The 25,834-nt window shown below is 74.0% G+C and carries 10 protein-coding genes; 5 read left to right on the top strand and 5 right to left on the bottom strand.

The window, feature by feature from the left end:
- Positions 1–12,354 (bottom strand): non-ribosomal peptide synthetase, encoded by a 12,354-nt coding sequence (locus STTU_RS32410; protein ID WP_043254244.1) that lies wholly within the window; start codon positions 12,352–12,354, stop codon positions 1–3.
- A gap of 557 nt (positions 12,355–12,911) precedes the next feature.
- On the opposite strand from STTU_RS32410, the gene STTU_RS05555 reads away from it, so the two are divergent.
- Positions 12,912–14,153, top strand: coding sequence for an MFS transporter (locus STTU_RS05555; protein ID WP_007820637.1), 1,242 nt, complete (start codon positions 12,912–12,914; stop codon positions 14,151–14,153).
- Positions 14,154–14,373: 220 nt separating this feature from the next.
- Here the strand turns inward: STTU_RS05555 and dpgD are convergent, their stop codons facing one another.
- A complete protein-coding gene (gene dpgD / locus STTU_RS05550; protein ID WP_043254242.1) occupies positions 14,374–15,192 on the bottom strand; it encodes an enoyl-CoA-hydratase DpgD in 819 nt (272 codons plus the stop codon).
- Between the two features lie 446 nt (positions 15,193–15,638).
- Between dpgD and rsgA the strand changes: the two genes are divergently transcribed.
- Complete coding sequence (gene rsgA / locus STTU_RS05545) at positions 15,639–16,748, top strand: ribosome small subunit-dependent GTPase A (protein ID WP_007820631.1); 1,110 nt, start codon at positions 15,639–15,641, stop codon at positions 16,746–16,748.
- A 424-nt stretch (positions 16,749–17,172) separates the two neighbouring features.
- Entirely contained in the window at positions 17,173–17,754 is a 582-nt protein-coding gene (locus STTU_RS05540) for a flavodoxin family protein (protein ID WP_007820630.1), read from the top strand.
- 42 nt (positions 17,755–17,796) lie between these two features.
- On the opposite strand, the gene STTU_RS05535 is transcribed toward STTU_RS05540, so the two are convergent.
- The gene (locus tag STTU_RS05535) at positions 17,797–18,279 is read right to left on the bottom strand and encodes a DUF456 domain-containing protein (RefSeq protein ID WP_007820629.1); all 483 of its coding nucleotides are present in this window, start codon (positions 18,277–18,279) and stop codon (positions 17,797–17,799) included.
- A 236-nt stretch (positions 18,280–18,515) separates the two neighbouring features.
- A complete protein-coding gene (locus tag STTU_RS34855; RefSeq protein ID WP_199785097.1) occupies positions 18,516–18,668 on the bottom strand; it encodes a hypothetical protein in 153 nt (50 codons plus the stop codon).
- 191 nt (positions 18,669–18,859) lie between these two features.
- Between STTU_RS34855 and STTU_RS05530 the strand changes: the two genes are divergently transcribed.
- Positions 18,860–22,003, top strand: coding sequence for an NACHT domain-containing protein (locus tag STTU_RS05530; protein WP_007820626.1), 3,144 nt, complete (start codon positions 18,860–18,862; stop codon positions 22,001–22,003).
- A 48-nt stretch (positions 22,004–22,051) separates the two neighbouring features.
- Here STTU_RS05530 and STTU_RS05525 read toward each other — a convergent pair whose 3' ends face one another.
- A complete protein-coding gene (locus STTU_RS05525; protein ID WP_007820625.1) occupies positions 22,052–23,035 on the bottom strand; it encodes a hypothetical protein in 984 nt (327 codons plus the stop codon).
- A 384-nt stretch (positions 23,036–23,419) separates the two neighbouring features.
- On the opposite strand from STTU_RS05525, the gene STTU_RS35840 reads away from it, so the two are divergent.
- A complete protein-coding gene (locus STTU_RS35840; RefSeq protein WP_007820623.1) occupies positions 23,420–25,822 on the top strand; it encodes a protein phosphatase 2C domain-containing protein in 2,403 nt (800 codons plus the stop codon).
- The last annotated feature ends 12 nt before the right edge of the window (positions 25,823–25,834 follow it).

Genomic DNA, 25,834 nt, shown 5'->3' with positions numbered 1-25,834 from the left:
TCACACCTGCCCCGTTCTCCGTCGCAGGGCGGGCCGTGGCCGCGCCGCAGTGTCGTCGAGGTTGTCGAGTCGCGCCGCCAACTCCGCCACCCGCGGGTACTGGAAGAGGAGGTTGACGGGGAGGTGCACACCGATGGCGGTGTGCACCTTCTTGCTGAGCGCGATGGCCATCAGGGAATGGCCGCCCAGATCGAAGAAGCTGTCGTCGATGCCCACCCGCTGAGCGCCGGTCACCTCCGCGAACAGCGCGCAGAGCACTTCCTCGCGCGGGGTGCGCGGCGCGCGGAACGCCTCGCGGGGCCCGGGGGCCGGCAGCGCGGCGGTGTTCAGCTTGCCGTTGCTGGTCAGCGGCCAGGACGCCACCGGTATCAGCGCGGAAGGCACGGCTTGCGAGGGCAGCCGTGCCATCAGCCGCCCGCGCACCACGTCCTCGGCCGCTTCCCCGGTGTAGTAGCCGATGAGGGACTTGTCCCCGGGCCGGTCCTCCCGCACGACCACAGCGGCCTGGGCGACACCGTCGACCGCCGCCAGCTCGGCGGTGACCTCGCCGACCTCCACCCGGAAGCCGCGCACCTTGACCTGGTTGTCCGCGCGGCCCAGGAAGCCCAGCGTGCCGTCCCGCTCCCAGCGCACGATGTCGCCGGTCCGGTACATCCGCGCACCCGGCTGTCCGAACGGGCACGCGACGAAGTGCGACGCGCTCGCGCCGGGCCGGCCGAAGTAGCCGCGCGCCACTCCCGCCCCCGCGATGTACAGCTCCCCGGCCACGCCGGGCGGGGCGGGACGCAGGCAGTCGTCCAGCACATGCAGCGAGGTGTTCGCCAGAGGCTCCCCGAGGGGGATCGGTGCCGGAACCGGGTCGGCGGACGTGAGCCGCGAGAACGTCGCGCACATGGTGATCTCGGTCGGCCCGTAGGTGCTGTGGACGAGGATGTCCGGGCAGGCGGCCAGGACCGCGCGCACCGCCTCGGGGGAGATCACGTCGCCGCCGGTGATCACCTCGGTCAGCCCGGTGAACGCGGCCGGATCGGTCTCCGCGAGCACCCGGAACAGGCCCGCGGTCAGGCTGATCCGGGTCACCCCGTGCCGCTCGGCCACCGTCCGCAGGGAGAGCGAGGTGAGGTCGCCGGAAGGCATCACCACGACGGCCGCGCCGGTCATCAGGGGCGCCCACACCTCGTAGGAGGACCCGTCGAACGCGTGCGGGGCCTGCATCAGGACCCGGTCGCCGGGACCGGTGCCCCAGGAGGGGGCCAGAGCGAGGTCGAGCACGTTCTGGTGCGTCGCCGCGACGCCCTTGGGTTCGCCGGTCGACCCGGAGGTGTACATCAGGTAGGCGAGCTGGTCGGGGCGCACCATGGGCAGCTCGGCCTCCGGCGCCGTCGGCTCGTGCCCGACCACCAGCACGGTGCCGATGCCACCGGCCAGCTCGTGGGACGCGTGGGCGCCGTCGACCAGGAGCACCCCGGCGGCACTGTCCGCCACGGCACCGCGCATCCGGTCCGCCGGGTGCGCCAGGTGCAGGGGCAGGAAGGTTCCGCCCGCCTTGAGGACGCCGAGCATCGCCACCAGCAGGTCGACGCCGCGGTCCATCAGCAGCGCGACGACGTCCTCCGGCCGCACTCCCGCCGCCACCAGCGCTCTCGCCAGCCGGTCCGAGCGCCGGTCCAGCTCCCTGTAGGACACCTCCCGGCCCCCGTCGATCACCGCGGTCAGGTCCGAGTCGGCCCAGGCCGCGAAGCCCGAGACCAGGGTGCCGACCGTGCGGGGGCCGTCGGCGGCGCCCCGCCCGGCCAGCCACGCGTGTTCGGCCGGAGTGAGCAGGTCGATCGCCCCGATCCGGGTGTCCGGTTCGGCCACCCCGGCCGTCAGAGTGGCCAGCAGCCGCCGGCCGAGACCGGCCACCGTGTCCCGGTCGAACAGGTCGGTGGCGTAGGTGAGTTCGATGGCGATGCCCTCGGCCTCCTCCCGGAACACGATGTCGAGGTCGAACTTGGCGACGGGCTCCCCGGTACCGGGGAACGGGAGGGTGTCGAGGCCGGGAAGAGTCACGGCGTCCTCGCGGCCGGTGCTCCAGCTCAGCATCGTCTGCACCAGCGGGTGACGGGCCAGAGTGCGCTCCGGGCGCAGTTCCTCGACGATCCGGTCGAACGGGACATCCTGGTGCCGGTAGGCGTCCAGGTCGGTGCGGCGCACCCGGTCGAGGAGTTCCCCGAAGGTGGGATCGCCCGAGGTGTCCGTACGCAGCACCAGCGTGTTGACGAAGAAACCGACCAGCTCCTCCAGGGCCTCGTCGTGGCGCCCGGCGACCACGGTGCCGATCGGGAGATCGGTGCCCGCCCCGCTGCGGGTGAGGGTGGCGGCGAGCGCGGCGTGCGCGACCATGAACGGTGTCGCACCGTGCCCGCGGGCCAGGGCGGCCAGGGCCGCGCGGGTGTCGGCATCGAGCCGGAGCGAGACGGTGTCCCCCCGGAAGGAGGGGCGCGGTGCCCGGGGGCGGTCCGCCGGCAGCGCCAGCTCCTCCGGGGCTCCGGCGAGGGCCCGCGTCCAGTGGCCGAGCCCGGCCCGGGAGTTCTCCCGCTGCCACAGGACGTAGTCCACGTACTGCGCGGACAGCGGCGTCCACTCGGGGACCTTGCCCTCGGCTCGGGCGGCGTAGGCGTGGGCGAGGTCCGCGGTGAACGGGCCCATGGACCAGCCGTCGACGGCGATGTGGTGCAGGACCAGGACGAGCACCTGCTCGGCCTCGCCGCGCAGTACGTGCGCGTGCACGGGGAGATCGGTGCTCAGGTCGAAGGCGTGCCGGCACTCGGCGGCGACCGCCGCTTTCATCCGCGCCCGGGTCACGTCCGAGCAGCCGACCGGCACCGGCGCGTCCTCGACCGGCCGGACGATCTGGACGGGTTCCCCGTCGCGGTTCGCGAAGACGGTGCGCAGGACCTCGTGCCTGCCGACGACGTCGGTCAGCGCGTCGGCCAGCGCCGCGCGGTCGAACTCACCGGTCGTCCGGGTGGCCAGAGCGACCGTGTAGACGTGGTCCGGCCGGTCCTCCAACTGCTCGGTGAACCACAGCCCGCGCTGGGCGTGCGAGAGCGGCAGGGACTCCGGGCGCGGGGACACCGGGACCACGGGCGGGGGACCGGCCAGGGCGGAGTCGATCAGCCGGTCGATCCCGGCCACCGTCGGGTGCTCGAAGACCTCCCGCAGGTCCAGCCGCACACCGAACGCCGCGCGCACCGCATTGACCAGCCGGGTGGCGAGGAGCGAGTGGCCGCCCAGGTCGAAGAACCCGTCGTCCACGCCGACCGCGAGCAGCCCGAGGAGTTCGGCGAACAGACCGCACAGGATTTCCTCGCGCGGAGTGCGCGGACCGCGCGAGGAGGTCGTGCGATCGGGCGCGGGCAGGGCCCCCCGGTCCAGCTTCCCGCTGTGGTTGCGTGGGATGGCCGTCATCGGGACCAGGGCGGACGGCACCATGTACTCGGGCAGCCGCCGCGCCAACTCCGCCCGGGTGCGCAGGGGATGAGCGGGGCCGGTGTAGTAGGCGGTCAGCTCGGCCTCCCCGGGGCGGTCGGTACGGACCACGACGGCGGCGGTGTCCACCCCGGGCAGGGCGCACAGCTCCGCCTCGACCTCTCCGGGCTCGATCCGGAAGCCGCGGATCTTGACCTGGTCGTCGGACCGCCCCGCGAACAGCAGCCGCCCGTCGTTCCTCCAGCGCGCGAGGTCGCCGGATCGGTACATCCGCGTTCCCGCGGGGCCGAAGGGGTCCGCCACGAAGCGTGAGGCGGTCAGCGCGGGGCGTCCGGCGTACCCGCGGGCCAGAGCGGCACCGGCGATGTACAGCTCGCCGACCACACCCGGGGGGACCGGACGTAGCGCGGCGTCCAGCACGTACACGCTGGTCGAGGGCACCGGGCGGCCGATGGTGACCGGCAGACCCGGGGGCAGTGGTCCGCCCGTGGCGCAGACCGTGGTCTCGGTGGGCCCGTAGGAGTTCTCCACCGTGCGGTCCCGCCCCCACCGGTCCACCAGCCACTGCGGGCAGGACTCGCTGGCCGTGATCACCACGATGCCGGGGGGCAGCGCGTGGTCCGGCATCGCGGCGAGCATGGACGGCGTGACCAGCACGTGCGTGATGTCGGGCGCGTGGCCGGGGGCGGCGGTGAGCAGTTCCTCGGGCTCGCCGACGACGAGGGTGCCGCCGAGCAGGAGGGCCATCACGACCTCCCACACCGATCCGTCGAAGCCGATCGAGGCGAGTTGCAGCACGCGGTGTCCGCCCCCGTCGGGCACGAAGTCGCGGTGCCGGAGGGCCAGGCGGCTGATCCCGGTGTGCGCCAGGAGGACGCCCTTGGGCACTCCGGTCGAGCCCGAGGTGTAGATCATGTAGCACGCGTTGGCGGTCCGCAGGGGCAGGCGCCGCTCCTCGTCGGCTACCGGGCCGTCGGAGTACGTGCTCAGGTCGATGTCGGCCGGCACGCCGACCACCGCACCGGAGCCCGGCAGGTCGGCCGGGTCGTCGACGAGCGCGAAGCGCGGTGCGCTGTCGTCGAGGATGAACCGCTTGCGCGCCGACGGGTACGCCGGGTCGACGGGCAGGTAGCCCGCGCCGGACTTGAGGACGGCCAGCATCGCCGTGACCCACCCCAGCCCACGCCGGGTGGACACCGCGACGAGATCCTCCGGTCCGGCCCCGGCCGCGATCAGGTGACGCGCGAGCCGGTTGGACCGGGCGTCGAGCTCGCGGTAGGAGACCCGCTCGCCCCGATGCTCCACGGCGATCTCGTCGGGGTGGGCGCGCACCTGCTCGTCGAACATGTCGGGCAGGGTGCGCGGCACCGGGAGGGCCGTCGTGTTCCACGTGTGCAGGATGCGGTGGCGTTCGTCGCCGTCGAGCAGGTCGATCCCGCCGCAGCGCACGGCGGGGTCGGCGGCGACGGCCTCGGCCATGCGCGCCAGTCGGTCGACGATGTTCTCGGCGGTGGCCGGGTCGAACAGGTCGAGGGCGTACGTGAGGTCGATCTCCAGGGCACCGCGGCGCCCCTCGGCTCCCTCGTGCTGGGTGATGCCGAAGTACAGGTCGAACTTCGCGGCGTCCAGTGGGGGACGGACCGGGGTCGACTCCAATCCCTCCAGCTTCGGCACGGGGCTGGGCGCGGCCACACCGAAGGCCACTTGGAAGAGCGGATGGGCGGCCAGCGAGCGCGGGGGCTTGAGATGCTCCACGAGCCGGTCGAACGGCACGTCCTGGTGGGCCAGAACGGTCAGGTCGGTACGGCGGACCCGGTCCAGCAGCTCGGTGAAGGCCGGATCTCCGGAGGTGTCGGTACGCAGCACGACACTGTTGAGGAAGAAGCCGACCAGTTCGTCCAGCACCTCGTCCGAGCGGCCGGCGACGACCGAGCCGAGCGGTATGTCGTCCCCGGCCCCGAGCCGGGTCAGGGTCGCGGCGAGCAGTGCCTGCACCACCATGAACAGGGTCGCGTCGTGCTCCTGGCCGAGGAGCAGCAGCCGCTCGTGGACGCGCGGGTCCAGCGTCCGCCGCACCGAACCCCCGCGGGAGGAGGCGCGCGCCGGGCGGGCGCGGTCGTAGGGGAGGTCGAGCTGCTCGGGGAGCCCGCGCAGGGCGTTCTCCCAGTATGCGAGACCTGAGTCCCGGCCCGCGGCGTCGGCGTCCCGCTGCCGGAGCGTGTAGTCGGCGTACTGCACCGGCAGCGGGGCGAATCCGGGCTCCTCGCCCCGCAGTCGGGCCGCGTAGGCGCGGGCCAGGTCCGCGCAGAGGGGCTCCATGGACCAGCCGTCGGCGGCGATGTGGTGCACCGTCAGGACCAGATGGTGGACGTCGCCGGAGCGGACGACGTGGGCGCGGACCGGCAGTTCCGTGTCCAGCGCGAAGGGACGCGCGCACTCCTCGGCGAGTACACCCTCCAGACGGGACGGCGGGCACTCGGTCGTCCCGATCACCGGACGGGCCCGCTCGACCGGTAGCACCACCTGCGCCGGCTCCTGGTCGCGCTCCGTGAACACGGTGCGCAGCACCTCGTGCCGGGCCAGCACGTCGGCGAGGGCCGCGGTGAGAGCGTCGAGATCGGGCGCACCCGACAGACGGGCTATCAGCGGAATGTTGTAGGTCGGGGTCGGTCCGTCCAGCTGGTACAGGAACCACAACCGGCGTTGCGCGTCCGACAGCGGCAACGGGTCGGGCCGCTCGGCCACCTTGGTGATCCGCGGTCGGGAAGTGCCGGTCAGTCCGGTCAGGTGGTGGGCGAGGGTGGTGGGGGTGGGGTGGGCGAAGATGTCCTGGGTGTTGAGGTTGAGGTTGAGGGTGGTGTTGATGTGGTTGGTGAGGCGGATGGCGAGGAGGGAGTTGCCGCCTTGGGTGAAGAAGTTGTCGTGGGTGTTGAGGGTGGGGAGGTTGAGGGTGGTGGCGAAGAGGGTGGTGAGGAGGTGTTCGTGGGGGGTGTGGGGTGTGGTGCTGGGGGTGGTGGTGGTTGTGGGGTTGGTGGGGGTGGGGAGTTGGGTGTGGTCGAGTTTTCCGTTGGGGGTGAGGGGCCAGGTGGTGAGGTGGTGGAGGGTGGTGGGGGTCATTTGTGGGGGGAGGGTGGTGGTGAGGTGGTGGTGGAGGGTGGTGGGGGTGGTGGTGCCGGTGTAGTAGGCGGTGAGCTGGGTGTGGGGGGTGTGGGGGTGGTGGGCGATGACGGCGGCGTGGGTGACGCCGTGGTGGGTGGTGAGGGCGGTTTCGATTTCGTTGATCTCGATGCGGGTGCCGCGGATTTTGATCTGGTGGTCGTTGCGGCCGTGGAAGGTGAGGGTGCCGTCGTGGTGGAGGCGGGCGAGGTCGCCGGTGCGGTACATGCGGGTGCCGGGTGTGCCGTGGGGGTCGGCGGTGAAGCGGGTGGCGGTGAGGGCGGGCTGGGCGAGGTAGCCGCGGGCGAGTCCGGTTCCGGTGAGGTAGAGCTCGCCCAGGACGCCGGGTGGGCAGGGGCGCAGGGCGGGGTCCAGGACGCGCAGGGTGGTGTTGTTCATGGGGGTGCCGAGGGGGACGGGGGTGGGGATGGTGTCGTGGGGGTGCCAGGGGGTGTGGGTGACGCAGAGGGTGGTTTCGGTGGGGCCGTAGGTGGTGCGCACGGTGGTGTGGGGGCTGGCGGTGAGGACGGCGTGGACGGCGGCGGGCGGGACGATGTCGCCGCCGGTGGTGACTTCCCGCAGGGGGGTGAAGACGTGGGGGTCGTCCTCGGCCAGGACGCTGAAGAGGCCGGCGGTGAGGCTGATCGTGGTCAGGTGGTGGGTGTGGGTGAGGTCGCGGACGCGGGCGGCGGTGAGTTCGCCGGGCGGGGCGATGACCACGGTGGCCCCGGCGAGAAGTGGGGCCCAGAGTTCGTAGGTGGAGCCGTCGAAGGCGTGCGGGGCCTGCATCAGGACCCGGTCGTCCGGGGTGATCTCCCAGGCGGGATCGACCGCGAGATCGACGACCGAACGGTGCGTGATGGCGATCGCTTTCGGCCGCCCCGTCGACCCGGACGTCGACATCACATACGCAAGCTGATCCGGCAACACAGTCGGCAACACGACATCCTCGTCCGTGCGAGACACGACCGGCCCGGCATCGGCGGAGGCTGCTTCCTCACCGCTGGTCGCCCCAGCCAACGCACTGGTCCCGGTGGTTACCGTGTCGTCCCCGGTGATGGTGAGGACCCTCCGGCCTTCGGTCAGCGGGTGATCACTGTGCGCCGTGTCGACGACGAGGAGCGGGGTTCCGTCGCCGTCGGTGAGTGAGTCGCGTTGCCTGTTCAGGGGGTGTCCGAGGTGGACGGGCCGGTAGGCACCCCCGGCCAGGAGGATGCCGGTGAAGGCCACGACCAGGTCCACACTCCGCTCGGCGAGCACCGGCACCGCCACGTCCGTCACCTCCCCGAACGCGCCTCGTATCTTTTTCGCGAAGGCCCGTGCCCGGTGTTCGAGTTCGCGGTAGGTCAGCTCGACACCCGAGGCGGCGTCCACGACGGCGACCGCCTGCGGGCACCGTCCGGCCCGCGCGAGAAACGCCCCCGCCACGGTCGGCTCTTCCGGGGTGGAACGTGGTCCTGTCCCCCAGCGCTGCAGATCGGCGCGTTCACCTGGGGTGAGGACGTCGATGGTGCTGATCGGTGCCCCCGGGTCCAGGGCGGCTGCTTCCAGGACCCGGCTCATCCGGTCCACGAGCCCCTGCGCGGTCGCCTCGTCGAAGAGATCCGCCGCATAGACCAGGGAGATCTGAACACCCCCCTGACCAGGGAGCTCCCGCACTGTCACGTCCAGATCGAACTTCGCCACCCTCTCCCCGGCCCCCTCTACGGGCGTGCACCGCAGGCCGGGCAGCGACAACGCGGCCGGGGATTCGGTGTCCATGCTGAGCATCGTCTGCACCAGCGGGTGCCGGCCCACGACCCGGTCGGGGTTCAGCTCGCGCACCAGATACTCGAAAGGCACCTCCTGATGCGCGAACGCCCCCAGGTCCGCCTCCCGCACCCGCTCCAGCAACTCACCGAACGACGGATCACCCGAAACATCCGTCCGCAGCACCAGCGTGTTGACGAAGAACCCCACCACCTCGTCCAGGACCTCATCCCCCCGCCCCGCCACCACCGTCCCCACCGGAACATCCACACCCGCACCCGAACGCGACCACGCCACCGCCAACGCCGCCTGCGCCACCATCAGCACACTCGCCCCAGCCCCCCTGGCCACCCCCACCAGAGCCCCGTGCACCCCCGCACCCACACCCGACGCGACCACCCCACCCCGATAGGAGGGACGCACCGGACGCGGCCGGTCCACCGGCAACTCCAGCTCCTGCGGCAACCCCTCCAGCACCCCCTCCCAATACGCCAACCCCCGCGAGACGACACCGCCCGCGTCACCACCACCCGCCAGCAGCTCCTGCTGCCACAACGCGTAATCCGCGTACTGCACCGGCAACGGCTCCCACGCCACCACCCCACCCTTGACACGCGCCCCGTACGCACGCTCCAGATCGGCGAAGAACGGGCCCATCGACCACCCGTCCACCGCCACGTGATGCAACACCAGGACCAGCACCTCCTCACCCCCGGCCCGCACCACATCCGCACGCAACGGCAACTCACCCGACAGATCGAAACGCCGCCCGCACAACGACGCCACCACCGCATCCACCCGGTCCGCACCCACCTCACACACCCCCACCCGCACCTCACCCACCGGCGGCAACACCACCTGCACCACCCCACCACCCCCCTCCACCAACACCGTCCGCAACACCTCATGCCGACCCACCACATCACCCAACGCCCCCGCCAACACCCCCACATCCACACCACCCACCACCCGCACAACGAGGGGGATGTGGTAGGCCGTCCCGAGTCCGGCGACCTGCTCGGAGAGCCAGATCGCACGCTGCGCCGCGGACGCGGGCACGATCTCGGGGCGGGGGCGCACCGCGCGCAGCCGGGGGCGGACGGGTGCCGCGGCGCTCTCCACGGCCTCGGCGAGCGCCGCGACGGTACGGGCGCGGTAGACGGTCCGCAGCTCCGTGGAGACACCGAAGGCGGAGCGGATCGCGTTGACGAGGCGGGTCGCGAGCAGGGAATGGCCGCCCAGCTCGAAGAAGTCGTCGTCCGCGAGGTCGCAGTCCACGCCCAGCAGATCGGAGAAGAGGGCGCAGAGCGTGAGTTCGGTGCTGGTCTCCGCCGCGCGTCCCCGCTTGCCAGTGGCGGCCTGAGGGCGGGGGAGTGCCGTGCGATCGAGCTTCCCGTGCGGGGTCAGCGGGAGGGCGTCGAGCACCACGAAGGCGGACGGCACCAGGTGGGCGGGGAGCACCCGCCGCACGTGTGCGCGGGCGGCGGAGATCAGCTCCGCCTCGGCGCGCGGGCGGGCGGGCTGGTTCGTCAGCACGCGGCTGGCGGTCGGGGGGATCTCCGGAGCGCCGCTGGCGATCTCGACGCCCGTGCCGTCTCCGAGGGGAACGAACAGTACGTCCACGGCGGCCTCGTCCCGCGCCGACCAGGTGACCTGCGCCCGGTGGCCCGTGCGTGCGGCGACCTCGTGCCAGTACTCGGGGTGCACGCCCTCGGCGGCGGTGAGCAGCGCGCGGGCCTCGTCCGCCGTGGCGCCGTCCTGGAGCGCCTGATGCGCGCGAATCTCACCGAGCACGCGGCCGTTGGGGACGCCGGTCACCCGGAGGATCCCCTCCGAGGCGGACAGCGCGGTGTCCAGGTCCTCCATGCCCGACCAGGCGTGTTCGCATACCCCCGCCGCCTCCGTGACGGTCGCCGGGGCACGGTGGAGCACCACGTCGTAGCGGTGCCGGGTCAGCTCGTTGTCCGCGAGGCCCCGCTTCAGCCGTACGTCCACGGCGGCCACGCGCGGGTCGCCGCGGCGCAGCAGGTCGAAGTGCCCGGGGTCGACCAGCAGCTCCTCCTCGGCGGCGAGCATCCGTTCGGCGGCGGCCAGGGCGTCGGCCGGGACGACCGGTCTGCTCAGCACCACGGCGGACCCGAAGGCGGGCAGCAGCCGCAGATTGCGGAGGTCGCCCAGGAACAGGCGACCAGCCGGAGCGAGCAGGTCGAGCGCCTTGTCGATCACGTCGGCGAGGTAGGCGGCGCTCGGGAAGTACTGGGCCACGGAGTTGATCACGAGCGTGTCGAAGTGCCCGGAGGGCAGGCCCTCGGTGCTGTGCGCGGCCTGAGCACGCAGACGGACCCGCGCGGCCAGTCCGGGTACGGCCTCCACGCGAGCGCGCAGGTGCCGGACCGCCACCTCGGACAGGTCGGTGGCCCAGTACTCCTCGCAGTCCGGGGCGAGCCGGGACAGCAGCAGACCGCTGCCGACGCCGATCTCCAGCACTCGGCGGGGCGCGCCCTCGCGGATGCGCTCGACCGTGGCGTCGCGCCACTGCCGCATCTCCTCCTCGGGGATCGCCTCTCCGGTGTAGCTGCTCGACCAGCCCGCGAAGGACTCCCCCTCCGTCTGCCGGTAGTGCTCGTCCCCGAGCCGCTTCCAGTCGTCGACCTGGTGCCGCTCGCCCTCGTCGGACGTGGCGGGATCAGGGACCAGGTAGGCCACCAGTCGCCGGTTGTCGTCGGCGCCGTCGACCACCACCGCCGAGCGGCCGACGCCGGGCGTGGTGTCCAGGGCCGAGGCGACCTCCGCGGGCTCGATCCGGAATCCGCGGATCTTGACCTGGTCGTCGCCGCGTCCGGCGAACTCCAGCCCGCCGGTCGCCGACCGCCTGACCAGGTCGCCGGTCCGGTACATCCGGCTGCCGGGCGCGCCGAACGGGTCGGCGACGAACCGGCTCGCGGTCTGCGCGGCGCGGCCGTGGTAGCCGAGCGCCAGCCCGGTGCCCGCGACGTACAGCTCACCCGTCTCCCCGGGCCCGACGGGGCTGAGCGTGTCGTCGAGGACGTGGACGGTGGTGGAGTCGATCGGGACGCCCAGCCCGATCCGTTCGCCCGGTACGAGGGGCCGGGGCATGGAGGTGGCGCAGACGGTCGTCTCGGTCGGGCCGTAGGCGTTGACGAGCCGGTGCACGGCGGCCCACCGGTCCGCCAGCGACTGGGGGCATGCCTCGCTCGCGGTGATGACCGTGCTCGCGGGCGGGAACGTCTCCGGGGAGATGGCACCCATCAGCGAGGGGGTCAGAGTGACGTGCGTGATGCCCTCCGGTGCCCGCTCCCCGGCCAGCAGCTCCTCGGCGCGGCCGAACACCACCGTGCCGCCCGAGAGCAGGGCCATCACGAGTTCCCACACCGAGGCGTCGAACCCGATGGAAGCCAGTTGGAGGACCCGGTGCCCCGGGGTACCGCCGGTGTAGCCCCGGTGGGTCCGGCGCAGCCGGTCCAGGCCCGAGTGCGGGACCAGTACGCCCTTCGGCGTCCCGGTGGACCCGGAGGTGTAGATCAGGTAGGCCGGGTGGAGCAGGCGCAACGGCGAGAGCCGGTCCTGGTCGGTGAGGTCCGCGTCCTCTTCGCCGGGGCCGGTGAAGTCCACCGAGGGGAGCACGAGTTCGTCGGCGGTGGTCCGTCCGGGGCGGTCGACCAGAGCGAGGGCGGCTCCGCAGTCGCCGAGCACGAACTCCTTGCGCGCCTCCGGGTAGTCGGGGTCCAGCGGCACGTACACGCCGCCCGCCTTCACGATGGCGAGAAGCGAGACGACCAGGCCGGCCTCCCGCGGCATGCAGACCAGCACCGCGGTGCCCGGTCCGACACCCCGCGAGACCAGCAGCCGGGCGAGCCGGTTGGCACGCGCGTTCAGCTCCGCGTACGTCATCCGGTCCGCGCCGCGTTCGAGGGCGACGACCGCGGGTGTGCGTGCGGCCTGCTCCTCGAACATGACCGGCAGAAGGTGCCGAGGTGCCCGGCGGCCGTCGTCGTCAAGAGAAACGGGATCGACTGCGCTGTGCACGTAACCCTCCCAGAGGAAACGGAACTGGTCGACTGCCGGGACCACGGGGCGTCGTGTTCCTGGCCCTCCCGCGCGGGGACGCGGTCGTGCCGTGGAATCGGCCCGGGAACTGCCGGGCCCGTGGCGGGACGGAATGAGACGTGCCGGTACCGGTCCGCGGTACAGACGGGGTGGCGCTGAGCAAGAGTCACTGCTGGTCGCGTGCCGGAAACCGGACGGGTGCGGCATCACGCCGCGTCCGATCATAAGAAGGCGTCGCGGCCGAAAATGCGGGCGGCAACGGACTGTCAGTAACGTGACAGGGGCCGGGCTCGCCCGCACAACAACGTTCGCCCGGTGTCCAGTTGCTGCCCAGGCGGGGGCGGCTCGGCCCTTCGGCCCGCTGATACATTTCGGCCTTCGGACAGCGAAACGGCTCTGCGGCCTCCCCCGCTCGCCGCACCCGCCCGGAGGCCGACGACTCTCCGACAAGGGAGGACTTCCCCATGCCCGATGCCGCCCCGGCCACCGAGCTCCCGCTGCGCGCGAACCGCGCCTTCCACCTGTTGTGGTCGGGCTCGGCGCTCTCCGTTCTGGGGCTTGAGGTGGCCGATGTGGTGTGGCCGCTGGTGATCCTCGCGGTCACGGGGTCCCCGGCGTCCGCGGGTGTCTTCAGCGCGGTGCAGCTGTGTACGGCGCTGGTGCTCGGCCTCCCGGCCGGTGAGCTGGCCGACCGCGTGGACCGGCGGCTGCTGATGATGGCGGTGGAGGGCGTCCGGGCGGTGAGCGTGGGCAGTGTGGCGGTGGCCCTGCTCCTTGACGAACTGTCGCTGACCCACCTCCTGGTGGTCGCCGTGGTGATCGGTGCCGCGAGACCGGTCAGCGCGACGTGCCGGATGCTGATGGTGCGCGCGGTGGTCCCGCGCAGCCAGCTCACCACGGCGCTGACCACTGAGGAGGTGCGCAACAACGCGGCTTCCCTCGTCGGTCCCGCGCTTGGCGGCGCGCTCTACGGGGCCTCCAGGGCCCTGCCGTTCGGCGTCATGGTGGCGGCCTTCGTGCTGTCGGCCCTGTGCGTGCTGCTGGTGCGCCTCCGTCCGGGAGAGAGCGCCACTCCGCCGCGTCGCGAAGAGGGCCCTCGTCTGCGCCAGTTGACGAAGGGCCTGGCCGTGCTCTGGAGTTCGCCGGATCTGCGCGGCACGACCCTCTTCACCGCCGCGATGAACACCGCCACCGCGCCCCTGGTCCTGATCGTCGCCGTGCACCTGACCGCTCAGAAGGCGTCCTCGGGGGAGATAGGCATCGCGGTCGCGGGGCTGGCTGTCGGAGGACTCATCGGGTCCGCCTTGATCAAGCCCCTGCGCCGCTTCTCGCCGGCCTTACTGATGTTCAGCCAACTCCTTGTGTTGGCCGGACTTTTGTGCCTGATGGGACTGCCCATCGGCCCGTGGTGGACCGGGCTCCTGCTGGTCGTGATCATGCTCGGCGTGCCGACCATGCGCATCCTGGCGGACCTGGTGATCTTCCGCCAGGTGCCCGACGAACAGCGCGGGCGCGTCATGTCGGCCGCCGGAACCCTGTGGGGCCTGGGCGCGGCGGCGGGGACGCTGGCCGCCGGGCTCGCACTCGACTTCTTCTCCGCGAGGGCAACGCTCCTGGCCATCGCCGGTGCGCTCGCCCTGGTCTTCCTCGCCGGGCTGTTCAGCCCCGCCTTCCGGGGAATCCGCTGGCCGTCCGACGTGGACTGACCGGACGGCCGGAGCGGAAGCAGGCCGACCGCCGGATACGCGCACCGGACCGGGCGGCCCGCCCGGCGAGCGGCTCCTAGGCGCCCGGCGTGGCGCACTGCGGTACCCGGCGCCGGTGACGGTCGCGCTGCCGCTGCCGCTGCCGCTGCCGCCGGGGCCCGCGCTTCGGGCCCCGGCGAGACGCCCCCCGGGGCCCACCCCTCGTGCCGGGAGCGGGGCCCTAGCGTCCCTGCCAGCGCGCGGCCCGTTTCTCCGCGAAGGCCCTCGGGCCTTCCAGCGCGTCCGCGCTGCGCATGCGGCGCCTCTCCCACTCGTAGTCCGCCGCGAAGGCGTCCGGCAGGGAGAGCGATGCCGACTCCCTGGCGACCTCCTTCATCGCCCGCACGGACAGCGGAGCGCATGTCAGCACGTCCGCCACCCACCCCGCCACACAGTCGTCGAGCTGTCCGGCCGGAACCACCTCGTTCACCAGCCCCAGCTCGTACGCCCGGTCGGCGGTCATCCGTCGTCCGGTCATGAGGTAGCCCATCGCCGCGCGGTACGGAGCCTGCCGGGTCAGCCGGAACACCCCGCCCGCCCCGGCCATCAGACCCAGCCTGGCCTCCGGCAGACCGAAAGTGGAACGGTCGGACGCGATCACCAGGTCGCAGGCGAGCACGAGCTCGAAGCCGCCGCCGAGTGCGAAGCCGTCCACCCGGGCGATCACGGGCTTGCTCAGGCCGAATCGTTCGGTCAGCCGCGGGTATCCCGGCTTGCCCCGGCTGCCGAAGCTGGAGGTCCCCGCCGTCCCGGCCCGGTTCCTGCGGTCCAGCTCCTTGAGGTCCTGACCCACCGAGAACGCCCGGTCCCCGGCACCCGTGAGCACCACGGCCCACACGTTGTCATCGGCTTCGACGTCGTCCCACACCTCGGCCAGTTCCTCGTGCATCCGCAGATCCATGGCGTTCAGCGAGCGAGGGCGGTCCAGCGTGACGGTGGCCAGGTGCCCCTCCTTCTCGTACCGGACCCGGGGAACGTCGGCCATCCGCTCGTCAGCCATGTCTCTCCTTGATCGATGAGTTCGGTGTCCGCGCGAAGGGCCCGGCACGCTTCGACGCGACGGCCCCGGCAGTCGATCCGTACCCCGGCGCACACGCGTCCAGCCCACGCGCGTCGTCCGAGGTCGCTCCGCCCTCCCGGGCGCCCGCACCGGGCCCGCTCACCCCTGCTGAGCCGCCCCGCGGAAAAGAAGTGGTCTTCGGCGAGGGACGCGGCTACTGTCGCCTCGTTCCCAGCGGCCGGTGAAGGGCGCCGTTGGACACGCGTGAATGAGGAGGTGCGAAAGATGGCTGTCGTTGCGACGGGCGTTGCCCGCATGCGGAAGTTCGTCAAGTCCACCTCCGTGGCCACCGGCTGATCTCACTCCACTCACGCGCCCATGCGCGCGGCGCCGGGGCCACCCCTGTGAAGGGTCACCCCTTGTCTTTCTCTGCTTCGCAGAACTCCATGCCCGCTCACCCCCTCGCTCCCTACGGCTGGGACGAGCAGTGGGCCGAAGTCTTCGCTCCGTACGGCGCCGAAGGGCTCGTCCTCGGGCGGGTCGTCCGTGTCGACCGGGGGCAGTGCGATCTCGCCACCGCCGAGGGCACTGTCCGCGCCGACACCGCCTTCGTCGTGCCCCGGGACCCCAGGAAGGTCGTCTGCACCGGGGACTGGGCCGCCGTCGACCCGGCGGGCACGGACCCCCGGTACGTGCGGACGCTGCTGCCCCGCCGTACCGCCTTCCTGCGCTCCACCTCGTCCAAGCGCAGCGAGGCGCAGGTCCTCGCCGCCAACGTCGACTTCGCCGTCGTCGCCATCTCGCTCGCCGACGAACTCGAACTCTCCCGCGTGGAACGGTTCCTGGCCCTCGGCTGGGAGTCCGGGGCCACCCCCGTCCTCGTCCTCACCAAGGCCGACCTCGTGCCCGATCCCGAGACCCGCGCCCATCTCCTCGTCGACGCCGCCTCGGCCGCTCCCGGCGTCGAGGTGCTCGCTGTCAGCGGGGACACGGGGGAGGGGGTGCCCGAGCTGCGGCAGGTGCTCGCCGGGGGGACCTCCGTCCTGCTCGGCCGCTCCGGCGCGGGCAAGTCCACGCTCGCCAACGCCCTCGCCGAGGCCCCGCACATGCGCGTCCAGGCCGTGCGCGACCAGGACGGCAAGGGGCGGCACACCACCACGACCCGCAACCTGGTCCCGCTTCCCGCCGGGGGCGTCCTCATCGACACGCCCGGACTGCGCGGGGTGGGGCTCTGGGACGCGGGGCACGGCGTCGGCCAGGTCTTCGCCGAGATCGAGGAGTACGCCACCGGCTGCCGCTTCCTCGACTGCGCCCACGAGAGCGAGCCGGGGTGCGCCGTCCGCGAGGCCGTCGAGAGCGGCGCGCTGCCGCAGCGCCGTCTCGACAGCTACCGCAAACTCCAGCGCGAGAACACCCGCATCGAGGCCAAGGCCGACGCCTTCCTCCGCGCCGCCCAGCGCCGCGAGTGGAAGATGCGCGGCGCCGAGGGCCGCGCGGCGATGGACCTCAAGCGGTACGGGGCGGTCCCGGAGCGGGGGCGGAAGGGGCGCCGCTGACGGGAGGCGGGGCGGGGCCTTGCGCGGTGGGGGCCTTGTAGACCGGGGGTCCTTGCGGTGCGAGGGCCCTGTAGAGCGGGGCGCCTTGCGGGGCGGACCGGAGTGGGCGGGGGAGAGGGTGCGGAGGTCGGCGCGGGCGCTGGGCTCCGTAGCCACCCCCGCCGGTTCGGGTCCGCCTGCCGGTCCCGGTCCGCCTGCCGGTCCCGGTCCACCCGCCGAGTCCGGTCCGCTTGCTCGTGTCGGCCCACCCGCCGAGTCGGGCCCGCCTGCTCGTGTCGGCCCACCCGGTGGTCCCGGTCCGCCGCTCGTCGGCGGGGGGACGGGTACGGGTACCACGGGGGCGGCAGCCCCGGCCCGTACCCGTCCCCACCGCACCCTGGGCCCCGCGTGGAATAGGGGTGGGGCGGGGCGGGTTGGGCCGTCCATGTCCCGTTCCTTTCTCTTCCTCCTCGCCAGTGCCCGGCCCGAGGGCAATTCCCGCCTCCTCGCCGAGGCCACCGCCGCGCAGCTTCCAGGGACGTACTCCCGCCGCTGGATCGACCTCGCCGCGCTCTCGCTCCCCGCCTACGTCGACGGCCGCCACGCGCCCGGGGGGCACACCCCCGTCTCCGCGGACGAGGCGCTGCTCCACGAGGCCACGCTCGGGGCGACCGACCTCGTCGTCGTCTCGCCGCTCTACTGGTACGCGCTGTCCTCGTACGCGAAGACCTACCTCGACCACTGGTCGAAGTGGCTGCGCACGCCAGACCCGGCGTTCCGCGAGAAGATGGCCGGCCGCACGCTGTGGGGCGTCACGGCGATGGCCGACGAGAACCGCGCGGTCGCCGAGCCCCTTGTCGGGACCCTCCGTCTCTCCGCCGCCTTCATGGGGATGCGCTTCGGCGGCGTCCTCCTCGGCAACGGCTCGCGCCCCGGCGACGTCCGCACCGACGCCCGCGCCCTGAGGGAGGCCAAGACCTTCTTCACGCGGGAGGCCCCGCTCGCGCGCTTCCCGGCCGAGGCGTGAAGGGGAGCTAGTCCCTCGGCGCGGCGGCCCCCACGGCCGCCCTCAGCCCCACACCTCCGCCCCCGCCCACGCCCCCGCGATGAGCAGGCAGCTGAAGAGCTCGACGAGGACGCTCGTGCCCATGGCCCGCATCACCGTACGGGTCGACGCGGCCGCGTCGCCGTGGCTCCCGAGCCTGCGCCGTTCGGCGAGGTACATGCCGCCCACGTAGCCGGGGAACGCGCCCAGCACCGGCACCAGGACGAAGCCGAGCAGCGCGCCGGTCCCCGCCCACGCCATCATCCGCCGGTTGACCCCCGAGCCCCGCACCCGCCGCTTCGGCAGCAGCCAGCGCACGAGGTTGCTGAGCAGCAGCACGACCGTGGAGCCCACCAGGACCCCCCACGACAGCGGCCGGGGGGACTGGAGCGCCCACCACAGGATCGCCGCCCACACCAGCCACGGCCCCGGCACGCCCGGCACCAGCACCCCGACGAGGCCGAGCAGCAGGACGAGCGCGACGATCAGGACCTCCCACACACTCATGGCCCCACCCTGCGCGCCCACGCCCGCCCGCGCAGTCCGGATACGCCCGAGGAGCCCATACGGAGTACCCGGCCCCCGCCACGGCCCGTCTCCTGCCTCCCGGCCCCCGCCCCCCGTCCTCCTGCCGCGCTGTCTGTTCCCGCCCCCGCGTCCTCCGGACTCCCTCCCTGTTCCCGCCCCGGGTCCTTCCGCCGCCCGCCCCGGCTCCCCTCCCCGCCCGCCGCCACCCGGCTCCCTCACCGCCCGCTCCGCAGCACCCCGAGCACCCGCAGCGCCGCCCGCCGCCGCTCGGGCCGCCGCGACCACACCGCCGGGAGCACCACCCCGCACAGCACCCCGCCCGCGCAGAGCGCCCCGCCCAGCCCGTACACCACGCGCACCACGTCCATCACGCCCACCACACCCCTCCGCTCCCGACGACGCGCCGTCCTCCGGCCAGGGGTCCAGGCTCGCCGAGGCCCTCCTGTCACGGCCACGATTCCGAAATACCCTGAAACGAAAGGGAGTCGCGCAGCTCGGGATGCCGGTGGACCCCGCGCGCGCGGGACGCCGCGAAAACGGGTGGGGGGCGGGGGCAGGCATGGAAGACACCGATTACCCGGTCCCGGTCGTGTTCTTCTGCCGCACCCTCGGGAGCCTCGTCGCGGCCTGCGGCCTCCCGCACACCGCGCTGACGGGCCCGCTCGGGCGCGGCGACTCGGCCGTCTCGCAGCTCCTCAACGGCCGGCTCAGACGCCCGCCGCCCTGGGAGACCGTCGCGCGCGTCCTGGAGTGCTGTCACGCGCACCGCGCGGGCCGCCCGCCGCTCCACCACACCTTCGACCCCGCCTTCTGGCGACAGCTCCACCACCAGATGGTGACGCTCACCGAACGCGAGCGGCCCGTGCCGCGCCCGCGCCGGGGGAGCACCCCGGCGTTCCGCCCGGCCGAAGCCGTCCCGGAGGATTTCGCCGAGGCCGTGGACGTCCTCGTGGGCGGCCGTCCGGGGCTCGAAGGGATCGCCGAGGAACTGCTCGCCCCGCTGCGCCTCGGCGGCGCCGCGCCCGTCGGGACCGAGCATCTCCTGCGCGGCTTCGCCGCCCGCGTCCGCGCCCACCACGGCACCACGAGGACCGCCCTGCTGTGCGCCGCCGACCGGGTGATCCTCGTGACCGCCTTCTGCGAGGCCGTCGGTACGTCCGGGCTCCATCACGGGGCGGAATTCGCCTCCGCGCACGCCGACTTCGACGGGGACGTCGTCACCGAGCTGAGCCGCGTCGCACTCGGCTCCACCCGGGTCCGCGCGCCCGCCGACATCCGTGAGGACATCCTCCGGGCGTACTCCTTCGCCGCCGACCTCGTGTACGGCGCGGTCGACCCGCCGTACGACGAGACCGCCGACCTCGTGCGGCGCGCCTGGCATCGTTACGAGGCGCTGCTCTCCGACGCCCTCCACGAGTGCCCCGAACTCCGGCTCACCTCCGCGACCGAGGACCCGCCCGAAGCACTCGACCCGGCCCCGCGCCCCGTACCCCGCGGGCTGAGCGAACTCTCCTCCCTCCTGCAGGAGTTCACGGGGAATCCCGCCCCCGCCCACCGGCTCCTGCACGAACCGCTGGCCGCCGCCGAGGATGCCGGACCCGTCCCGCCGCGCCTCCGGGACGGCTACGTCGACCCCGCGTACCGCCTCGCCGGAGAGGGAGCCCGCCCCGGGGACCTCGCCCGCGAGGACTGGTGGCGTACGAGACCCCCGCGCGACGACCTCGACGCCTTCCTCGCCGCCCACTTCCTCACCGACGACGCGACACGCGCACCCCTCCTCGTCCTCGGCCACCCGGGCTCCGGCAAGTCCCTGCTGACCCGGCTCCTCGCGGTTCGCCTCCCGACCGCCGAATTCGCGTGCCTGCGCCTGGAGTTGCGGCATGCCCCGCCGGGTTCCCTCGCCCCGTACCTCGCCGCCGAACTCCACCGCACCGCGCCGCCCGCGTCGGTCGCCGGAACCGATGTCCCGCCGCGCGTGCTCCTCCTCGACGGGCTCGACGAACTGCTCCAGGCCGGGGCCGACCGTCCCGACGCCGCTGACGGACGGCAACTCATGGTCGAGATCGAGGAGTTCCAGAGCGCGGAGACGCTCGCGGGGCGTCCCCTCATCGCCGTCGTCACGAGCCGTACCCTCGCGGGCGCACGCATGTTCAGCCCGCGCCGCGGCACCGTGATCCACCTCGAACCCTTCGACGACGCGCGGATACGCGCCTGGGTCGCGGCGTGGAACACCCGCAACAAGCGCTGGTTCGTCGCGCACGAAGTCCAGCCCCTCGACAGGGACTTGCTCCGCCCGTACGGGGAACTCGCCTGCCAGCCGCTGCTCCTGCTGATGCTCGCCCTCTACGACGCCTCGGACAACGCGCTGCGCGCGGCGGCCGGGGCGGGCTTCGGACGGCTCGGGCTCTACGAACGGCTGCTCACCGCCTTCATCCGCCGACAGCTCGCCAAGCGGAGCGGCCCGCTCCCGGAGGAGGAGCAAAGGGCGGCCGTGGAAGGAGAGTTCCTGCGGCTCTCCGTCCTCGCGTTCGGCATGTTCCGCCGTCACCGCCAGTCGCTCACCGCCCGCGAGGCCGCCGCCGACCTCAGCGCGGGACCAGGCCCCGCACACGCCGTGCCGGGGCCGGTCCTCTTCGGCCGCTTCTTCTTCGTCCGCACCTCGCGGCGCGAAGGGGAGGGCGAGGAGGACCAGTCGTACGAGTTCCTGCACGCCACCTTCGGGGAGTTCCTCGTCGCCCGGCTCCTCGCCGCCGAACTGCGGGCCCTCGCCGAGGGAGGCGACGACAGGCGGCTGCGGCCCCTCCTCGCCCACGTCCCGCTCGGCGACCACCCCGAAGTCCTCTCCGCCGTGGCCGAACTCGTCCGCTCGCGGGATTCGGCGGCCGTCGTCCACGCCCTCGGCGCCCACCTGCGCGCGAGCCTCGACGGAGTCCCCGGGCGCCCTCAGTCCCCGCACCGGGTCGCCACGTACACCGCCAACCTCGTCCTGCTCGCGGTACGGCTACGGCCCGGCCTCACCGCCTCCGCGCTCCTCGGCACGGCCGACCCGGTCGGGCGCTGGCGCGCCTGCGCACGGCTGTGGCACGCATGCCTCACGGAGACCTCCTGGGCCGCGCTCTCCCGCCACGTGCGCCCCGCCCCCCACCCGCGCGAGTCCGACCTGCGCCTCGGCAGGCCGCCCGACACCGCGCCCCCGGCCTGGGAACTCCCCGCCCGCGCCCGCCGCGCGGAACGCCCCCTGCGGGACCAGCTCGCGGACCTCGCCCGCGACGCGCGCCTCGGCCACGAGCCCGCTCTCGCCCGCGCCCTCCACGCCCTCGCCCCGCTCGTCGACCGCCTCCCCGCGCTCTTCGAGGCGGAGAGCGCCGAGGAGCCGCGCCACTCCGCCGCCCACGCGATGATCTCCCTGCTCACGGACCACCCCGTCCCCTACGAGGAGATCCCGCCCCTCCTCCAGCCGCTGCCCCCCGAACAACTGGCCCCGGCGCTCGACACCTTCGTCCGTCACTTCGCCGCGGCGGCCCCGGCCCTGCCCCCGCGAACGGTCGCGAAGGTCCTGTCCCAGCTGACGACGGGCCGCTTCACCAAGGCGACGACGCGGGCCCACCAAACCCTTCTCGCGGACATCCCGCACCCCGCTGTCGGGGAACCCCGCACAGCCGACGGTCCGGGGCACCGAAAATCCAGCTCCTCCGGCGCTTGAGGAGCGGGGCCCGGGGCAGAGCCCCGCGACGGGGCCCCGGCACGGCCCTCACCGCGCCACCCATCCCCTCTCGTACGCATGCCACCCCAACTGCAAGCGCGTCGTCGACCCCGTCAGCTCCATCAGCCCCTTCACCCTCCGCTGCACCGTCCGCAGGCCGAGATCGAGCTGTTTCGCCACGCTCGCGTCCGTCATCCCGGCCAGCAGCAGGGAGAGCACCTCCAGGTCCGTGCGGTCCGGAGCCGGTTCCCCGCCCTCGTCGAACTCCCCGGCGGAGGCCCCGAGCCGCAAAGGCAGCGCCTCGCGCCACACCGACTCGAAGAGCCCGCTCAGGGCGTCGAGCAGTCCGCTCGCGTGCACGACGAGCGCGGCGGGCTCCGGGCCGCGCGAGGTGAGCGGCACCATCGCGAGCGTGTCGTCGGCGAGGACGAGCTTCGTCGGCACCTCGTCCACGACCCGTACCCGCTCCTCGCGCCCCAGCGCGGCCGACAGTTCGACGAGCCCCGAGGGCTGGTGCAGCACCTCGCGCTCGATCACCACGCGGTAGGCGACCCCCCGCCCCACCACCTCCTCCTCCGCGTCGTTCTCCATCCCCGACACGGCCACGGGCGCCCCGGTGACGAGTGCCCGCACCGACTCCTTGGCGCCCAGCTGGAGCTGGATGAAGCGCTGCGCGATGGCGGTCGTCCCGGTCACCACCTCCAGCAGGTCGTGCGCGGGCGTGCGTTCGCCGCCCGCCCGGTACTCCTCGGCGAGCAGGGCCGCCGCGAGCTCCGCCTGGTCCAGCTCGTGGCGCCGCTGCGTGAGCAACGCGCCCAGCGCGACGCCCGGCGGCGCCGCGACCCAGCGGCCGGGGCCCGCCGAGGAACGCGCCGCGAGCCCGTGCAGCTCCAGGGCGTGCAGCGCGGCCCGTGTCTCCCCCTCGCCCCGCCCGAGCCGCCGCGCGAGGGCGCCGAGTTCGGCCGCGCCCTCCGCCACGAGTGCCCGGTACGCCGCCTCGTGCGGCTCGTCCAGTCCGATCGCGCCCAGCATTTTCCGCTTCCCCTCCCCGGCCGTGGCACACACAGACTTCTGGCGGAAACCGGCCACGGCGTAAACCCGCCAGTTCCTATCATCGTCCCCCCGCGCCGGATCTGACACAGTGACCGTGTCTTGGCCAAAGGTCGGCGACCGGGCATCCGTGGGGGGTGCGCGTCGCAGCCTCTTCCGCGGCCGGACTTCTCCGGGTGACTCCGCGCCGTCACGGCGTGGTACGGCCGTGGCGGCGCCCCCGTCAGGGCCCGGAACGTCACCCGCGTCGCCGGGCGGTCCTCCCGTGGGGGGTAGGGCCGCCCGGCAGGCGCGATTCCCTCCGGACTGGCCGGTAATCTCTCCTCGCCCCGTTTTCGTACCGCCTTCGCGGTGGACAATAAGGGCATGAGCCAACAGGGGGACGCGCGCGACGACGACTGGTGGGATCAGCTGTACGAGGAGTCGGCGCCCGACACGGGCCCGGACCGCGCGGCCGACACACTGGACGACCGCTTCGCCTCGGCGGTCCACACGGTGAAGCCGCCGCAGGAGCCGGTCGACCGCGCTGACTCGCCACCCCCCTGGACCCCCGGACCACCACCTGCCTCCCCGCGTTCCTCCGCCCCCGCGCCCCCCGAGCCGGCCGCCCCCTGGCCCGTCGCCGAACGCCTGGGCCGCCCCTACGTGCCCGGCGCCCGGCCGCTCCCCGCCGACGCGGAGGACGAGGGGCCGCGTCCCCAGGAGACGGGGGACAACCCGCCCCTCCCGCAACGGCCCCTCCCGCGCGAGGCGGAGGGGAATCCGCCCCTTCCGCAGCGGCCCCGCGCCGCCGGGACGGCGGACAGCCCGCCGCTCCCGCAACGCCCCCCGCGCCGCCCACCCGCGACACCGGACGGCTTCAACGGCTGGTTCGGCACCTCGCCGGAGCGGAGCCCGGGGGAGACCCCGCCGCCACCCCTCCCGGCCGAGTGGACCGGCGTCGCCCCCCGCCGCAGGCCGGGACCCCCGGTGGACGGCACGGGAACCCCCGAGGCCGAACCGCGGGCCGAGGAGAGCGCACCCGGCGGACCCGGGCCCGCCGGGACGGAGAAGCGGGGCGAACCCGCAGGGGAATCGGCACGGGACGAGACGGCGCCGTCCGGGGCCGGGCGCGGTGGCCCGCAAGGACCCGTGGCGCACGAGACAGGAACGACGGCGGAAGGGACGGCCCCCGAGGCCCCGCCCGAGCCGGACGAGCCGGAGGGCTTCGGCCCGGTGCGGGGCGCGTTCGCGCGCGGCACGTCGGACGCCACCACGACCGCACGGGACGAGCCGGAGCCCGTACGGAGCGAGTGGACGCCGCCCGAGCCCGCACGGGGTGAGTGGGCGCCGCCCGCGCCCCTGCCGAGCGAGCCGTCGCCGCCCGCGCCTGTACGGGACGAGCCCGCCCCGCCGCCCCGCGTCCCGCGACACGCGCTTCCCCCGTCCCCGCCGCAGCGCGCCGATGCGGACCCCGCCCCCACCGCCCAGGGGACCCCGGACCAGCCGCCCTCCCCACCTGGCGGCCCCGCCCCCTGGCAGGGCGCCCCGCCGCGCACCGACAACGCGGCGACCGCTCCCGTGCCGCCCCTGCCGCCCCGCCCCGTCCCCGGCCTCCCTCCCGGTGGTCCGGCGTGGCCGGGGACCGGTGCCGAGTCGACGGCGAGCCCGACCGCACCGTCCCAGGCCCCCGTACCCCCGCCGTCCCCGGCCGCGTCGTCCCCCGCCCCCGTACCCCCGCCGTCCCCGACGGCCCCGTCCCCCCGCGCCCAGCGGTCCGCCTCCCCGGGCGAATCCGCGCGGCCCGGACCGGGGGAGACCTCCCCGGAGGCATCGGGGCCACCCGTCGCGCCCCCCGTCTCCTACGTCGGCGACCGGCCTCCCACCTACGAGGCCGAGCCCACCGCCCTCGCCGAGAGCGACCCCGGGGCGCTCGACGCGTACGTGCCCGACACCGTGCTCGAAGGGGGGCGGTTCGGGGGGAGCACCTTGCGGGCCGTCTCGCAGCGGGGGGACTCGGCGCGGTATCGCGGGGAGGCGCGCAGGGACGCGCTGCTCGTGGTGCGGTTCGGGGCGGGGGAGGACGGGATCGTGCTCGTCGCGACGGCGACCGGCGCGCGGGCCTGTCCCGAGGCGCACCGGGCCGCGACCGAGGCCGTGCGGTCGATCGCCGCCGCCGTGGGCCGCAGCCACCGCCGCCTCGCCGACGACATCCGCGCCGCCCGCCGCGGCGATCTCAAGTCCGGCCTGCACCGCCTCACCGACCGCACGCTCGGCCGCCTGCGCGCCGCGGCGGCCGAACGCGGGCTCGCGCCCGAGGAGTACACCGCGAGCCTGCGCTGCCTCCTCCTGCCCACCGACGCCCAGTGCCGCACCCGCGTCTTCTTCGGCGCGGGCGAGGGCGGGCTCTTCCGGCTGCGCGGCGGGGAACTGCGCGACATCGAACCCGAGGTCCCCACCGACGGGCAGCCCCGTTCCGGGCCCGAGGCCGGGGCGCGCACCCTCGATCCCGGCATCGGGCGGCCCCCGAGCCCGTACGCCCCCGTGGAGGAACCCCGCCGCGAACCCTTCCGCTTCCACGCCTCCATCGCCCGATCGGGCGATGTGCTGCTGCTGTGCGGCACAGGGCTCGCCGAGCCGCTGCGCGGCAGCCCGCCGCTCGCGAGCCGCCTCGCCGAGGAGTGGTCCGCTCCCGAACCCCCCGGGCTCGCCGCCTTCCTGGCCACGAGCCAGACGCGGGTCAAGGGGTACGCGGACGACCGCACCCTTGCCGCCGTCTGGGAGAGGTGAGCCCCGACACCC

Source organism: Streptomyces sp. Tu6071 (genome assembly GCF_000213055.1).
GTDB lineage: Bacteria > Actinomycetota > Actinomycetes > Streptomycetales > Streptomycetaceae > Streptomyces > Streptomyces evansiae.
The sequence above is the reverse complement of the archived record's forward strand: the minus strand, read 5'-3'. Positions and strand labels throughout refer to the sequence as shown.

Bases quoted from the DNA above. Each gene is read 5' to 3' on its own strand.
- STTU_RS32410 (WP_043254244.1), bottom strand. From the start codon at position 12,354: ATGTTCGAGGAGCAGGCCGCACGCACACCCGCGGTCGTCGCCCTCGAA.
- STTU_RS05555 (WP_007820637.1), top strand. From the start codon at position 12,912: ATGCCCGATGCCGCCCCGGCCACCGAGCTCCCGCTGCGCGCGAACCGC.
- dpgD (WP_043254242.1), bottom strand. From the start codon at position 15,192: ATGGCTGACGAGCGGATGGCCGACGTTCCCCGGGTCCGGTACGAGAAG.
- rsgA (WP_007820631.1), top strand. From the start codon at position 15,639: ATGCCCGCTCACCCCCTCGCTCCCTACGGCTGGGACGAGCAGTGGGCC.
- STTU_RS05540 (WP_007820630.1), top strand. From the start codon at position 17,173: ATGTCCCGTTCCTTTCTCTTCCTCCTCGCCAGTGCCCGGCCCGAGGGC.
- STTU_RS05535 (WP_007820629.1), bottom strand. From the start codon at position 18,279: ATGAGTGTGTGGGAGGTCCTGATCGTCGCGCTCGTCCTGCTGCTCGGC.
- STTU_RS34855 (WP_199785097.1), bottom strand. From the start codon at position 18,668: ATGGACGTGGTGCGCGTGGTGTACGGGCTGGGCGGGGCGCTCTGCGCG.
- STTU_RS05530 (WP_007820626.1), top strand. From the start codon at position 18,860: ATGGAAGACACCGATTACCCGGTCCCGGTCGTGTTCTTCTGCCGCACC.
- STTU_RS05525 (WP_007820625.1), bottom strand. From the start codon at position 23,035: ATGCTGGGCGCGATCGGACTGGACGAGCCGCACGAGGCGGCGTACCGG.
- STTU_RS35840 (WP_007820623.1), top strand. From the start codon at position 23,420: ATGAGCCAACAGGGGGACGCGCGCGACGACGACTGGTGGGATCAGCTG.